A 14650-nucleotide genomic window follows, 5' to 3' on the forward strand; every position below is an offset into this window, starting at 1 on the left:
GACGGCAACGCTAGAACCGACAGTAACGCTAGAACCGACAGCAACGTTAAAACAGGCAGCAACGTTAAAACCGACCGCAACGTTAAAACCCGACAGCAACGCTAAAAACCGTCGTTCCCGCGAAGGCGGGAACCCAAGTCCGTTGCTCAGTTCTCGACTGCGCTGATAACTTGGGTTCCCGCCTTCGCGGGAACGACGGTTCTACGGTTCTACGGTTCTACGGTTCTACGGTTCTACGGTTCGACGGTTCTGCGGTTCTACGGTTCTGCGGTCCTGCGGTTCCACGGTTCTGCGGTTTTAAGGGGGGGGGCGACGGGCGACGGCGGATGACTAACGGTCTGTCACCTGCGCGCCGACCGCGTACCAACCCGCCCGCCGGCAGCCTGCTATCAGTGCCGGCGGCCCGATGCCCGCAAGGCCGCTTCGCGTTCCATCCCGCGCTCCTCCTTGAGCATCTTGGCCTTGATCCGGTTGCGCTTGAGCGGCGACAGGTATTCCACGAACACCTTGCCCATCAAATGGTCCATTTCGTGCTGGATGCACACGGCCATCAAGCCATCCGCGCTCAGCTCGAACGGCTTGCCCTCGGCATCGAGCGCGCTGACCTTGATCTGCGCAGGCCGCTCCACACCGTCGTAAATGCCCGGTACCGACAGGCAGCCTTCATCGTAGACTTGCTTCTCAGCACTTGCCCAAACGATTTTCGGATTGATGAACACGCGCAGGTCGTCCTTGGTCTCGGACGTGTCGACGATGATCAGTTGTTCGTGCACGTCAACCTGGCTGGCAGCCAGGCCCACGCCGGGCGCGTCGTACATGGTCTCGGCCATGTCGGCCACCAGCTTGGTCAGGCGCGCGCCGAATTCGGTGACCGGCTTGGCCACCTTGTGAAGACGTGCGTCCGGGTAGCGGAGAATATTCAGTATTGCCATAGGTCTAGTAATTTCGATAACAATTCGGTGATAATTTCAAGTCCTCATACGCATAAGATTCTAAAACACAACAAAAACACAACAGGCCCGCAACCGGGTTGAGTATGGTTTTTCTTGCTAGTTCAAGGATTTATGTGCAGAATTTGATCCAGTTCGGCAAGCCTTATCATCGATATCGTCGATAGGGTAGCGTTAAATCGCGCTGTCTCTTGCGCTGTGGCTGGCAAGGTGACGTGTCCAGCTAGCAATTCCGTGTTAATGCCGCACTTTACGGACATCTCAATGAAAAATTTTAGCACAGTCGGCGTCCGCGTAGCGGTTGTGGCGCTTTTTGCGGGACTGCTCGCAGCCCCGACCCAAGCGGCCACCTGCGAATTCCGGCCCAATGCCCCTGACCAGCATCTGGTGGTCAAGGGTGATACCTTGTGGGATATTTCCGGCAAGTTTCTGGAGCACCCATGGTGCTGGCCCCAGGTATGGGGACTGAACAAGGAAGAGATCCGCAATCCGCACTGGATTTATCCGGGCCAGACGATCTACTTCGACCGCAAGAACAACCGCTTGTCGCTGACCCGTCCAGGTGGCGACGATGGCTCCGGCAGCGCCAACGGCGTGCTGCGCCTGTCGCCGCAGGTGCGTACCCAAGGCTTGGGCAAGGATGCGATCCAGGCCATTCCGTCGGGCGTGATCGAGCCGTTCCTGTCGCAGCCGCTGATCGTCGACGCCGACGAACTGAAAGGCTCGCCGCGTATCGCGGCCGCCCAGGAAGGCCACGTTTACCTCGGCAAGGACGATAAAATCTATGTCCGCGGCAATCTCAGGGGTGGCAGCTCGTTCCAGGTGTTCCGTCCGGGCACCCCGCTGAGGGATCCGGAAACCCACAATCTGGTCGCCTATGAAGCGGTGTACCTGGGCACGGCCAAGCTGTTTGCCGAAGCCAAGGCCGGTGTCGACGCCCACACCTTCGTGGTGGCCACGTCCAAGCAGGAAATCGGCGTGGGCGACCTGCTGATTCCGGCGCCGCCTACCGTCATGCGCAACTACATGCCGCATCCGCCCGATCAAAAGGTCGACGCGCGCATCATGGGCGTGTATTCGGGTGTGACCCATGCCGGCCAGAACCAGGTGGTCAGCATCAACCGCGGCACGCTTGACGGCGTCGATGTCGGCACCGTGCTCCAACTGTACAATATCGGCAAAGTGGTGGTCGATCCGGGTGCGCCGAAACACGGCATCCTGGGCACCACGAAAACCATGATCAAGCTGCCGGACGAACAATCGGGCACCTTGTTCATTTTCCGCACGTTCAAGCACGTTTCGTACGGCTTGATCATGCAGGTAACCGAGCCGGTCGAAATCGGCGACGTGGCCAGATCACCGGAGTAAAACCGCCGTGCAAGACACGGACCCCGCCAACCCCCTCAGCCAGGCCGCACGCCTGGCTGCCTGGGTACGCCTGGAGCAAACCCCGGGCGTGGGGTCCGCTACGGCGCAGCGCCTGCTTTCCCGCTTCGGCACCCCGCAGTCCATCTTTTCCGCCTCCTACCTGGCCTTGCGCGAGCTCGTCTCCGACAAGGTGGCGCGCGCCCTGTGCGAACCCATGCCCGACGCCTGCGCCGCCTACCTCGACAGCGTGCACGACTGGCTGGCCCAGCCCGCTCACTACCTCCTCACTCCCGACCATCCTGCTTTCCCGCCGCTGCTGCGCGAACTGGCCATGCCGCCCCTGCTGCTGTATGCCGCCGGCCGGATCGACCTGCTGTCGGCGCCGGCCGTAGCCGTGGTCGGCAGCCGCAATGCGAGCGGGCAGGGCGTGGCCAATGCACGCGCGTTCGCCAGTGCGCTCAGCGCTGCCGGCCTGACCATCGTCTCCGGGCTGGCCCTGGGAATCGATGCCGCCGCGCACGAGGGCGGCTTGCGCGGCTGCGGCTCGACCGTGGCGGTGACCGGCACCGGGGCCGACCGCATCTATCCGCGCCGTAATGAAGCCCTGGCCAGACGTATTGCCGAAGAGGGTTGCATGGTCAGTGAGTACCCACTCGGTACCGGCCCTTCGCCCGGCAACTTCCCGCGCCGCAACCGCCTGATCAGCGGCCTGTGCTGCGCCGTGCTGGTGGTCGAGGCCGCCGCCGGCTCGGGATCGCTGATCACCGCCAGGCTCGCCGCCGATCAGGGCCGCGACGTGTTCGCCATTCCCGGCTCGATCCATGCGTCGCTGTCCAAGGGCTGCCACAGCCTGATCCGCGAGGGCGCCACCCTGGTCGACTGCGCCGACGATATCCTCATTCCCCTGCAGGTGGCGCCCCTGGCCAGCCTGCCCGTGGCGGCGCCCGACAGCGGCGACTGCGACCCTGGCCAGCTGGCGCTGCTGGACGCGCTGGAGTACGCCCCGGTCGGCGCCGACGCACTGGCCGCGCTCACCGGCAGCGACGCTGGTGTGCTGGCCGGCCAGCTGCTGGCGCTGGAACTTGCAGGCCATGTCGAACGATTGCCGGGCGGATTGTTCCAGCGTGTAAAGCGCTAAGCAGGGGCGCAAGAGGCGCGCGGACGGGGCTTGTGTCTTAGCGAGCTTAACTGATAGAGTAGAGCCATGTTCGATATCCTGGTCTACCTTTACGAGACGTACTACCGCCCCGATGCCTGCCCCGAGCCGGCCGCGTTGGCGCGCAAACTGTCCGCGGTCGGTTTCGACGATGTCGAAATTTCGGAAGCGCTCGTATGGTTGACCGACCTGACCGAAATGGCGGGCGACGAAACCAATCTGTCGTTCACCTCCAGCGGCACCCGTTTTTACGTGCAACAAGAATACGATGCCCTTGGCAGCGCCGCGGTCGGCTTCATCCAGTTCCTCGAAAGTGCGGGCGTGCTCAGCCCTGTGCAGCGCGAAATCGTGATCGAGCGCGCGCTGGCGCTGGAAGAATCGCCGGTGGGCCTGGGCAAGCTGAAGATCATCGTATTGATGCTGCTGTGGAGCCAAGGCAAGGAACCGGACGCGCTGATGTTCGACGACCTGTTCGGCTCCGACGACGAGCAAGCTCCCCGCCTGTTGCATTGAGTCCGGCCGGCGCCGCCCGCGCAAGCCCCGTTTTCCCTTCCACGCAACGTTTTTGCCCCGCTGCCGGCACGATTGTGGCCTTCGGCATGCAGTGGCTACTTGCGGATTGCCCGACAACCCGCTTATCATTGGCCGCTCTATCGGTTTGTTACAATTTCGATATCAGACTGGCAAAATGCCGTCTGCTGCGGCCAAGCATGTATGATGCGCGGGCCGAACCACTTAATATAGTACGACGAGAAAACCTATGACCAAAACCCTCATCATCGCCGAGAAGCCCTCCGTCGCGAACGATATCGCCAAGACGCTGGGCGGCTTCACCAAGCACGATGAGTACTTCGAATCGGACGAATACGTCCTGTCGTCGGCCGTCGGCCACCTGCTGGAAATCGCGGTGCCGGAAGAGCACGACGTCAAGCGTGGCAAGTGGAGCTTCGCCCACCTGCCCATGATTCCCCCGTATTTCGCGCTCAACCCGATCGCCAAGACCGAGGCCCGCCTCAAGGTCTTGAATAAGCTGATCAAGCGCAAGGATGTCACCCAGCTCATCAACGCATGCGATGCCGGGCGCGAAGGCGAGCTGATTTTCCGCCTGATCGCGCAGAATGCCAAGGCCAAGCAGCCGATCAAGCGCCTGTGGCTGCAATCGATGACGCCGGGCGCGATCCGCGACGGCTTCACGCAACTGCGCAGCGACGAAGAAATGCTGCCGCTGGCCGACGCCGCGCGCTGCCGTTCGGAAGCGGACTGGCTGATCGGCATCAACGGCACCCGCGCCATGACCGCCTTCAATTCGAAGGAAGGCGGGTTCTACCTGACCACCGTGGGCCGGGTGCAGACGCCGACCCTGTCGATCGTGGTCGAGCGCGAAGACAAGATCAAGAAATTCATCTCGCGCGACTACTGGGAAGTGCGCGCCGAGTTCGTGTGCGCCGCCGGCGTGTACGAAGGGCGCTGGCTCGACCAGTCCTTCAAGAAGGACGAGAACGACCCCGAGAAGCGCCCCGAGCGCCTGTGGAGCAAGGCTGCGGCCGACAGCATCGCCATGGCTTGCAAGGGCCGCCAGGGCAATGTAACGGAAGAATCGAAGCCGACCACATCGATGGCGCCGGCCCTGTTCGACCTGACCAGCCTGCAGCGCGAAGCCAACGGCCGTTTCGGCTTTTCAGCCAAGAACACGCTCGGGCTGGCCCAGGCGCTGTACGAAAAGCACAAGGTATTGACTTACCCGCGTACCGATTCGCGCCATCTGCCGGAAGACTATGTGAACACCGTCAAGGACACCATGGTGAGCCTGGCGGAAAACAATAACTACCACCAGTTCGCCAAGCAGATCACCGACAAGGGTTGGGTCAAGCCGAACAAGCGCATTTTCGACAACACCAAGATCTCGGATCACTTCGCGATCATCCCGACCACCCTGGCGCCGAAGAATCTGTCGGAGCCGGAGCAGAAGCTGTACGACCTGGTCACGCGCCGCTTCATGGCCGTGTTCTTCCCGCCTGCGGAATTCCAGGTCACCACCCGCTTTACCGAAGTGTCCGGCCACCAGTTCAAGACTGAAGGCAAGGTCATGACCAATCCGGGCTGGCTGGCGATCTACGGCAAGGAAGCGTCGACCGACAGCGACAAGGACGACAACACCGGCGGCAACCTGGTTCCCGTGGCCAAGGGCGAAAAAGTGCAGACCGAAAAAGTCACGCCCAACGCCCTGGTCACCAAGCCGCCCGCGCGCTATTCGGAAGCGACCTTGCTGTCGGCCATGGAAGGCGCCGGCAAGCTGATCGACGACGACGAACTGCGCGACGCCATGGCCGGCAAGGGCCTGGGCACGCCAGCGACGCGCGCGGCCATCATCGAAGGCTTGCTGGGCGAGCGCTACCTGCTGCGCGAAGGGCGCGAGCTGATTCCGACCGCCAAGGCATCGCAACTGATGACCTTGCTGCGCGGCCTCGGCGTAAACGAACTGACCGCGCCGGAACTGACGGGCGAATGGGAATACAAGCTGTCGCAGATGGAAAAGGGCAAGATTTCGCGCGAAGAGTTCATGCGTGAAATTGCCCAGATGACGCAAATCATCGTCAAGCGCGCCAAGGAATACAACAACGATACGATTCCGGGCGATTACGCCACTCTGCACACGCCATGCCCGAACTGCGGCGGCGTGGTCAAGGAAAACTACCGTCGTTTCGCCTGCACCAAGTGCGAATTCAACATGAGCAAGACGCCTGGCAGCCGCCAGTTCGAGATTGCCGAAGTTGAAGAATTGCTGGAAAAACGCACGATCGGCCCGATGCAAGGCTTCCGCTCGAAGATGGGGCGTCCGTTTGCCGCCATTTTGCGCATCGTGCGCGATGAAGAGATCAAGAACTGCAAGCTGGAGTTTGATTTCGGCCAGAACGATGAAGGCGGCGAAGATGGCGAAGGCGTCGACTTCACCGGCCAGACCGCGCTCGGACCGTGCCCGAAATGCGCCGCCGGCGTATTCGAAATGGGCCTGGCGTATGTGTGCGAGCACAGCGTGGCCAAGCCGAAAACGTGCGACTTCCGCAGCGGGCGCATCATCTTGCAGCAGGAAATTTTGCCTGAGCAAATGGTCAAGCTGCTCAACGATGGCAAGACCGATTTGATGCCGGGGTTTGTGTCGCAGCGCACGCGTCGTCCGTTCAAGGCTTTCCTGGTCAAGGGCAAGGATGGCAAGATCAGCTTCGAGTTCGAGGAGCGCAAGGCCAAGGGCCCGACTGACAAGTCGGGCGCCAAGGGCAAAGCGGCGGCGGTAGCCGACCCGGTAGCCGAGGGCGACGAGGCGGCGCCAGCGACTGCCAAAAAAGCCGCGCCGGCCAAGAAAGCGGCGGCCAAGAAGGCGCCTGCCAAGAAGGCTGCTGCCAAAAAACCGGCGGCGAAGAAAGCCGCTGTCAAGAAAGCTGTCGCGGAAGAATAATCCGTCGCGCCGCTTGGTGCGAAGTCTGGCATCCAGATACGGGCCCGTCTGTAGAAACCGCGCTGCGGCTTTTATGGCCGGGCCCGTGTTCGTTTGTCAGGCCTTGCATCCATCACCATGTTGGAGACGCAATTCATGAACGTCGATTTGAGCCTTCTTGAACGCTGGCTGACTGGCTGGAGCCTGGCCCGCGGTGTGCCGCTTCCCAGGCACCACGGGGGAGGATTGGCAGTGGACGTCGGTTGGCCCGATCAGTGGCGCCGTCACGTCTTTGTGGATGCGGGTGAAGCGCTTCAAGCATGTGCATCCCACATCCACGAGCCCTTCATCTATCTGAAGGCGCCGGTCGACCCCGATCACCTGCGGCGCGCGCTTCCCGCCCGCTGGACGATCGAAGCTCCCCACTATCTCATGTACCGGTCCACGCCGATATCCGCATCAGCCGCACCTCCAGCAGGCTACACGGCCAACATGGAAGAGGAAAATGGGGCATCCCTTATCCGCCTGCTTGACGCGGCGGGGCAGACGGCGGCGATAGGGAGGGTGGTGCTGAACCATGGAACTGCCGTATTCGACCGCATCGAAACCGTCGAGTCCCATCGCAGACGGGGCCTCGGCGGCGCACTGATGATCGCGCTCGACGCCCTGGCGCAACAAGCGGGAACGACAGAGCGCCTGCTCGTGGCCACCGAGGCCGGGCGCGCGCTATACCTCTCCCTGGGCTGGCGCGTACTGGCACCGTATTCCACGGCCGTGCTCCCGGCCTCATCGCTGTAGCGGCTGGCGTTTCAGATCAACCGTGCTCGCATTCGACGCCGATTTCGGTTCGAATTTACTGCAAACGAAGCTAGGTCCGTGCTCACCCTATCTACAAATGAGCTTGCAATCGACGGCGCCGGCTCGAATTCCATGGCCGCCGGCCACGCTAACTGCAAATGACGGCCCGTATTGGCCCCCCTTTTCGGTCTGCGCGAAGGGGCTGCTGTTGCCCCCATACCGGACGCTTGCTCTCGGCGGCAGGCCCCCTGTGTCAGACTACTTGTCGGGTGTGTTTTTGAACAAATTATGTCCTGATCTTGATCGTTGTGGTGGGGTTTAGGGTTCGTTCTTGTGCCTTATTTCTAACATCGTTTCCGGGAGCGGGGGACGGGTGTTACGGGTGAAGCGCAGCGGAACCCGTTCCCTCAAGACGTCAGGTTTTCGATTTCTTGTTCGAGCAGGACGGACTCCGATGCTTGGCCCACGGCCAGCGACGGAACTAGTTATCGCCTCTAATTTTCAATATATAGAGGCACCAATGTCATCAAAATATCCCGAAGCATTTATCGAACAAGCCCTGGTCAAAGTGTATTCACGAGGCCACCGGTCGGTCAAGTCGGTCGCCGAAGACCTGAATGTGAATCACCACACGTTAAAATATTGGATGAAGAATAAAGTTGTGACCATTAAGGACGCGCCGACGGCGCGCGAGAAGCGCCCTCAGGACTGGACTGCCGCGGAGCAGTTTGCCGCATTGCGGGCCACCCATGGCTTGTCCGACGAGGCTTTGCAGGCGTGGTGCCGCGAGCACGGCATATTCCCCCATCATCTGACCAGCTGGGAGGCGGCCTTCTGCGGAGAGGTAAAAGAGCCCGCAACGGGCGTGCGCGAAATGCGCACTTTGAAGGACAAGGTTGCAAAGCTCGAGCGCGAGATTGTGCGCAAAAATGGCGCGTTGGCGGAGGCGGCCGCGTTGCTGATCCTGCAAAAAAAGTTCCGCGCGCTGTGGGAGGACGAGGAATGATGACCGACCTCCCGCAGCGCGACCAGGTGATGGATTTGGTGGCCGAGGCGGTCGGTTCCGGCGCGCGCCAGTGGCGGGCCTGCGAGGTGATTACGCTGAGCGAGCGGACCTTGCAGCGCTGGCAGAACGACAAAGCTGAGGGGGCTTGTGATCGACGGCCGGCACGGGTGCAGACACCCAAGAACCGCCTGAGCGATCTGGAACGCAAGCGCGTACTGGAGATCGCCAACTCACCCGAATTCGGCCACCTCCCACCAAGCCAGATCGTGCCACAACTGGTCGACCGGGGCGAGTACGTCGCCTCGGAGTCGACGTTCTATCGCTTGCTGAACGCGGCAAACCAGCTCAAGCACCGTGGGGCCGAGAAGCCGGCAAAACCCCGCCACAAGCCCCGTGCGCTGGTGGCAACAGCACCGGGCCAGCTGTTTAGCTGGGACATCACCTATCTGCCGACGACGGTCATGGGCATCTATTTCTATCTCTACCTCTTCATGGATATCTACAGCCGCAAGATCGTCGGCTGGCAGGTCTACGAATCGGAAAGCAGCGAGCTAGCCAGCGAGGTGATGCGCGATATTTGTTTGCGTGAAAATATCGCGCCAAAACAGGTGGTGCTGCACTCTGACAACGGCAGTCCGATGAAGGGTGCCACCATGCTTGCAACGCTGCAAAAGCTCGGCGTCGTCCCATCGTTCAGTCGGCCCGCGTGTAGCAATGACAACCCCTTCAGCGAAAGCCTCTTCAAAACGCTCAAGTACCGCCCAGCCTACCCGCAGCGCTCATTTGAAAGCCTCATGGCCGCGCGGCAGTGGGTCGGCACGTTCGTGCGTTGGTACAACGAGGAGCACCGTCACAGTGCCATCCAGTTCGTCACGCCGGCACAGCGGCACGCGGGCCTGGATGGCGAGCTGCTGCGCAAACGTACGGAGGTCTATGAGGCGGCCAAGGCCGAGCGCCCGGAGCGCTGGAGTGGCGACACGCGAAGCTGGGCGCCAGTCACGACCGTGCACCTCAATCCGGAAAAAAGTGTCACGGAGACCGTCACCAAAAAGGAGAAAAATCCAGAACTCAAAAAAGCAGCATAGAAACCGCGTTTAGGCGACAACTAGCTTGCAAATTTCCGCAGGCTTGGGAAAGTGAAGTTGTGATTTCTCGACCGACAGCCTCAAATGTCGATCACATCGCCCTTTGGGAGGGCATCAACGATTGAGCCGTTGTGCGAACAGGTTGCCCCTTGAACACTTGCGACAGACGGGGGGAGTGAAAGGAAATGAAACTGTCAAAAGGAGAATTGAGTTCGATTTTCCATGTGAATGAGGAGTAACCGTTAGGGTAGGTAAAGATTTCTCGACGAATCTCTTGAATCGTCATAGGTTGGAGGGATGCAGAGCATGAGGCGTAATCGATAGAGATTACTAAATCTGTAACCTCAAGGAAGATGAGGTCAGCGGACGCCACAACGAACGAAAATTGTCCTTCTTGACCCGTTGGCGGAATCCATTCGAGGATGTATATAGTGGATCCACATTTTGAGACAGTGGCCACGGGGTAGTTTAAGCTATCGTCCTTGAAAGGATGACAGCAAATGGGTGAAGCAAAAAAGCGCAAGGTACACACGGCCGAGTTTAAGGCGAAGGTCGGCCTGGAGGCGGTTCGCGGGGTCAAGACAATCAGCGAGATCGCGCAGTCATACGCCGTGCATCCGCAACTGGTCGGGCAGTGGAAGAAGGAAATTCTTGAGTCCGCAGGGGCGCTGTTCGAGGGTAAGCGCGGGCCCAAGCCGGCCGAGGACAAGGGCGACGAAGAGCGGCTGTATGGCGAGATCGGGCGGCTGAAGATGGAAGTCGATTGGCTCAAAAAAAAGTTGGGGGTGTGAGCCAGGAAGCCAGGATGAACTGGATCGACGGCGCCGAGGAACTGCCTCTGAGCCGACAGTGCGAGCTGGCCGAAGTGCCGCGCGCGACGGTGTACCGGCGACTGACTGCCAAGGTGCCGGAAGATGCTGGTGCCGAGGACTTGCTGTTGTGCCGGCTGATCGACGAGCAATACACGAACCGGCCGTTCTACGGCAGCCGGCGCATGGTGGTGTTCCTGCGCGCGGCGGGCCACGTCGTCAACCGCAAGCGCGTGCAGCGACTGATGCGCCGCATGGGGCTGGCCGGGATGGCGCCGGGGCCGAACACGAGCAAGGCTCATCCAGAGCACAAGGTGTATCCGTATCTGTTGCGGGGCGTGCCGGTGACGCGGCCCAACCACGTGTGGTCGACAGATATCACCTACATCCGGTTGGCGCGGGGATTCGCCTACCTGGTGGCGGTAATCGATTGGTACAGCCGCAAGGTCCTGTCCTGGCGGCTCAGCAACAGCATGGATGCGTCGTTCTGTGTGGACTGCCTGGAGGACGCCCTACGCGAGCATGGCAAGCCCGAGGTGTTCAACAGCGATCAGGGTTCGCAGTTCACGAGCAAGGCGTTCACGGACGTGCTCAAGCGCGAACGGGTGGACATCAGCATGGACGGGAGAGGGCGGGCCCTGGACAACATCTTCGTCGAGCGCCTGTGGCGCAACGTGAAGTACGAGGACGTGTACCTGAAGGGCTACGCCAACATGGCCGAGCTGATGGTGGGATTGGCCCAGTACTTCGCGTTCTACAACGCGGAGCGTCCTCACCAGTCCCTTGGCTACGAGACGCCCGCCAGCGTCTATCGCAGCGGGACCGGCGGCGGAGCGCTGATCGTCGACAAGTATGGCGACGCCGAGGCGGTCGTTGAGGGAACGGTGTGCGGGTAGAAAGCCCTGCCGGGGGCGGCCACTGGAGGATGATGCCCTCCAGCGGCATGATTAGAGAATCACGGGGCAGCGCCGACCAGCTGCAGCGGTGGAAACGGACACAGCTTAAACTTGCTGAATAATTGTCTTGACCGATGGGTCCACTTTAGTAGTCGATGTCTAGTGTCAGTTGACCACCGCAACCGTCGTTTCCCTCAGCGATACGAAATGCATGGATAGCGTTGTCATGCCAGCCGAGATCTTCGAATTGGTCAGTTGTCATAGCTTCTGTGGCATCGATCATTTTTAATTGTTTAGCAGTGATAAACTGCATCGTACTGTGCGACCGTCCGCTCGTAGCCGGTTGCCGGCGATTGTACTCAACGGTGAACTACCTCTTCCGATCAGGTCGCTTCCGCCCCATAGCTGCCGTACAAAGTCAAGCGAATGACTTGCTACTACCGGATCATCCGATTTTTTCGTACAGACTTTTCACTTGGTCAAAGCTGTCGCGGTTACGCGTTGCGAAAAACATGTTTGGCGTTCCCGCGCCAAGTACATGAAGTGGTTGGGCGGTCCTAATTTGTTCCCAAAATAGCTCTGTGGCGTCGCCTTCATCGAATACTGAAAAACCGTACTGATTCACATGGTTTCGCTTTGGACAAATGAGGGGAATGGAATCATAGACGTACCATTCATCAAACCCCGGTGTCGGCAACTCCGTGAGTTTCGCAACCTCTCTGCTGATCGCTGCGGTCTCGCAGCGACTCCAGCCTGCTTTTACCTCATCCTCAGATGGCACGTAGGGGCCGCTGTCACATGAGGTAATAGCTACGCGCTTTCCTACCACCAGTTCCGGCGCGACGTGAAGCAGATCGGTAAGAGATGGATCCCAAGCCTTCGACCATTCAATGACCCAGTATCCGCCGCGTTCACCAAATTTCATCGTCTTCCTCTTTGCAATACAGAATGACTCTACTATGCCTTAGTCCCTCAAACCGAACGACCGGTTTTGGCCGAAAGCGGCAGTTGCCTGGAGACGATTGTACCGTACAGGTGTACCTATGCGAGGCGTTGCCATTCAGGCGATTTTTGCGTATCACAAGGGTTCGTTCTGCCTATTTGAGACATTATCACCGACAGACCTGGACCAAAACGGGGCAAATTCACTGCCCTTTGCTGTTTGCATTTAGTGCGAGTACATCAGCATGGAATACGGGCCAGTGCTGTCGATTGCAAGCTCATTTACAGATAGTTTGAGCACGTGCGTTGTGTCATTTGCAGCAAATGTGAGCCGGAAACGGCGCTGAATGCAAGCACGCCCATTTTCAAACGGGTGCTGTCACTCATAGCCTCCCATCATGGGCACTCGCCCGCGAACGACTGACGCTCGCGCAGCGTTTCCAGTTCGCGCGCCAGGTTCTCTCGCGCGCGCTCGTTGTACAAGTCCGCGAAATACCCGTTCGGATACAAGGTGCCCGTTGTTGCCTGCGCATGAAAATGCGCCAGGATGCGTTCGCGGCCGGCCAGATAGTCGGTCTCTTCGACATGCCGGTACTCGGCCCGCACCGAGCGCGCGTAACCATCGTAGATATCCGCTGCCTGGCCCAGGATCGCCAGGTCCACGCCCAGCATCACATCCTGCAGCGCATGGCGCACCGCCACCGGCGCCAGATGCTCGGTGGCGCGAATCAGGCTGGCCACCTCGTTCGCCACTGCCCCGCTGTCGAGGCTTGAGGCTAGCCACAGCTGCGCGCTCTGTTCTTCATTCGATCCCGTGCCCGTGCCGCCGCCATACACCGCGTCGTGGAACCAGAAGGCTTTTTTGAGCGTCGCCATGTCCGCCGCGCTAGCGCCGGCGTTGGCCGCCCACACGGTGATTTCGGTCAGCCCGTGGACCAGATGATCGAGGTTGTGATATGGCCGCCGGCAGGAGCCGTAGGCGGTCTCGCCGGTGAGCCGCGCGAACCAGGCCGCCGCGTTGGCGTCATCCGCCGCCCACAGGCTGTCCCAGTCCTTGCGCAGCCAGTCCAGGATCCACGCGTCGTAGGCCGGCGCCGGCATGAACTGGCGCGTGGTCCAGTGCCAGCCGACCGGTCCCTGCAAGCCGCGCACGAAGCTCGAACTGACCGAGCCCAAATCGCGCGGCGGCATCACGAACAGCGTTTTCGCGCCATGCAGCACGTCGACATTGGCTTGCTGGATCAGGTTCTCGTAATCGAAGTCGGAGGTGTTGCGGATGCCGCGGATCAGGAAGTCGATGCCCAGCCGCTTGGCCGCGCGCGCCGTGTAGTCGCCGCGCACCAGCACCACGCTGACATTGCTCCACCCTTGCGCGGCCACGCTGCGTTCGACGATCTCCTTGCGCGAGGCCGCATGGAATTGTGGCTTCTTGAACGGGTTTTCGGAGATCAGCACAACGACTTCGTCGGCCAGTTCACGCGCTTCGCCGATCACCCACAAGTGGCCATTGGTGATCGGGTCGAGCGTGCCGGAGAATGCGATTTTTTTCAAGGTTCAGCTCCACATGTCGGTGTATCGGTGATGCAGTTGCAAGGTCAGGGCGCGCACGTCGTCCAAGGTGCCGTCGTTGTGCGTCACGTCGTCGGCACGCGCCAGGTAATCGGCGCGCGGCAGCTGCATGGCGATGATGCTGGCCACCTGCTCGCCCGTCCAGTCGGGATTGCGCAGGGCGATGCGTGCCGCCCGGTTCCGGTCCGATGAGTCGACCACCAGCACGCGCGTCGCCGGCATCGCCTGGTCCATCGCCAGCGCCGACTCCCACACCACGTACGGCGCTTGCTGGCGGCGCGACCAGTCGTCGGCCAGCGCCAGCACGGCCGGGCGCAGGATGCGTTTGAGTTCCTCGTTGGCGGCCGGATCGAGCGCGAAGATGGTGCGCAAGGTGCCGCGCGCCAGGCTGCCGTCCGGCGCCATCGCGTGCGGAAAAGCACGCGCGATATGCATCGTGGCAGGATGCGCCGGGTCCTGGTGCACGGTGCGGGCCAGGGCGTCGGCATCGATGCAGGGCACGCCAAGGGCCTCGAAAGCGCGCGCAAAGGTCGACTTGCCGCTGCCGATCCCGCCGGTCAGCACCAATACCTTGGGCGAAGTGAAGCTCATCGTGTGGTTCCTTCGATTGTTTGGTTTTTCACCCAATATTCTCAGGT

General features: G+C 60.8%; 12 protein-coding genes. 7 read left to right on the plus strand and 5 right to left on the minus strand.

Going from position 1 to position 14650, the window contains the following annotated elements; all coding sequences use genetic code 11:
- Positions 1–389 precede the first annotated feature (389 nt).
- Positions 390–932: a peptide deformylase gene (gene def / locus IV454_RS13000; RefSeq protein ID WP_206091784.1), complete on the minus strand. Its 543-nt coding sequence runs from the start codon at positions 930–932 to the stop codon at positions 390–392.
- A gap of 282 nt (positions 933–1214) precedes the next feature.
- Here def and IV454_RS13005 point away from each other — a divergent pair, with 282 nt between their 5' ends.
- The 7 genes from IV454_RS13005 to IV454_RS13035 all read left to right on the plus strand — a co-directional run bounded on the left by IV454_RS13005 (position 1215) and on the right by IV454_RS13035 (position 11501).
- Positions 1215–2318 (plus strand): LysM peptidoglycan-binding domain-containing protein, encoded by a 1104-nt coding sequence (locus tag IV454_RS13005; RefSeq protein WP_206091785.1) that lies wholly within the window; start codon positions 1215–1217, stop codon positions 2316–2318.
- 7 nt (positions 2319–2325) lie between these two features.
- Positions 2326–3456 (plus strand): DNA-processing protein DprA, encoded by a 1131-nt coding sequence (gene dprA, locus IV454_RS13010; RefSeq protein WP_206091786.1) that lies wholly within the window; start codon positions 2326–2328, stop codon positions 3454–3456.
- A 66-nt stretch (positions 3457–3522) separates the two neighbouring features.
- Positions 3523–3987, plus strand: coding sequence for a Smg family protein (locus tag IV454_RS13015; protein ID WP_206091787.1), 465 nt, complete (start codon positions 3523–3525; stop codon positions 3985–3987).
- Positions 3988–4234: 247 nt separating this feature from the next.
- Positions 4235–6928 (plus strand): DNA topoisomerase III, encoded by a 2694-nt coding sequence (locus tag IV454_RS13020; RefSeq protein ID WP_206091788.1) that lies wholly within the window; start codon positions 4235–4237, stop codon positions 6926–6928.
- A gap of 135 nt (positions 6929–7063) precedes the next feature.
- Positions 7064–7705, plus strand: a complete 642-nt coding sequence (locus IV454_RS13025; RefSeq protein ID WP_206091789.1) for a GNAT family N-acetyltransferase — start codon at positions 7064–7066, stop codon at positions 7703–7705.
- Between the two features lie 520 nt (positions 7706–8225).
- Positions 8226–9796 (plus strand): IS3 family transposase gene (locus IV454_RS13030; protein WP_206091036.1). Its coding sequence is split into 2 segments (ribosomal slippage): positions 8226–8682 and positions 8682–9796, totalling 1572 coding nucleotides; the frame shifts between segments, so codons are not numbered across the junction.
- Between the two features lie 500 nt (positions 9797–10296).
- Positions 10297–11501 (plus strand): IS3 family transposase gene (locus IV454_RS13035; protein WP_206088614.1). Its coding sequence is split into 2 segments (ribosomal slippage): positions 10297–10582 and positions 10582–11501, totalling 1206 coding nucleotides; the frame shifts between segments, so codons are not numbered across the junction.
- 145 nt (positions 11502–11646) lie between these two features.
- Here the strand turns inward: IV454_RS13035 and IV454_RS13040 are convergent.
- The 4 genes from IV454_RS13040 to coaE all read right to left on the minus strand — a co-directional run bounded on the left by IV454_RS13040 (position 11647) and on the right by coaE (position 14603).
- Positions 11647–11814, minus strand: a complete 168-nt coding sequence (locus tag IV454_RS13040; RefSeq protein WP_206091790.1) for a hypothetical protein — start codon at positions 11812–11814, stop codon at positions 11647–11649.
- A gap of 132 nt (positions 11815–11946) precedes the next feature.
- Entirely contained in the window at positions 11947–12426 is a 480-nt protein-coding gene (locus tag IV454_RS13045; RefSeq protein ID WP_206091791.1) for a hypothetical protein, read from the minus strand.
- Positions 12427–12839: 413 nt separating this feature from the next.
- Positions 12840–13994, minus strand: a complete 1155-nt coding sequence (gene coaD, locus IV454_RS13050) for a pantetheine-phosphate adenylyltransferase (RefSeq protein WP_206091792.1) — start codon at positions 13992–13994, stop codon at positions 12840–12842.
- A 3-nt stretch (positions 13995–13997) separates the two neighbouring features.
- Complete coding sequence (gene coaE, locus IV454_RS13055) at positions 13998–14603, minus strand: dephospho-CoA kinase (protein WP_206091793.1); 606 nt, start codon at positions 14601–14603, stop codon at positions 13998–14000.
- Positions 14604–14650 lie beyond the last annotated feature (47 nt).

The sequence above is a fragment of the Massilia antarctica genome (genome assembly GCF_015689335.1).
GTDB classification, from domain to species: Bacteria; Pseudomonadota; Gammaproteobacteria; order Burkholderiales; family Burkholderiaceae_D; genus Telluria_A; species Telluria_A antarctica.

Bases quoted from the DNA above. Each gene is read 5' to 3' on its own strand.
- def (WP_206091784.1), bottom strand. From the start codon at position 932: ATGGCAATACTGAATATTCTCCGCTACCCGGACGCACGTCTTCACAAG.
- IV454_RS13005 (WP_206091785.1), top strand. From the start codon at position 1,215: ATGAAAAATTTTAGCACAGTCGGCGTCCGCGTAGCGGTTGTGGCGCTT.
- IV454_RS13015 (WP_206091787.1), top strand. From the start codon at position 3,523: ATGTTCGATATCCTGGTCTACCTTTACGAGACGTACTACCGCCCCGAT.
- IV454_RS13020 (WP_206091788.1), top strand. From the start codon at position 4,235: ATGACCAAAACCCTCATCATCGCCGAGAAGCCCTCCGTCGCGAACGAT.
- IV454_RS13025 (WP_206091789.1), top strand. From the start codon at position 7,064: ATGAACGTCGATTTGAGCCTTCTTGAACGCTGGCTGACTGGCTGGAGC.
- IV454_RS13040 (WP_206091790.1), bottom strand. From the start codon at position 11,814: ATGCAGTTTATCACTGCTAAACAATTAAAAATGATCGATGCCACAGAA.
- IV454_RS13045 (WP_206091791.1), bottom strand. From the start codon at position 12,426: ATGAAATTTGGTGAACGCGGCGGATACTGGGTCATTGAATGGTCGAAG.
- coaE (WP_206091793.1), bottom strand. From the start codon at position 14,603: ATGAGCTTCACTTCGCCCAAGGTATTGGTGCTGACCGGCGGGATCGGC.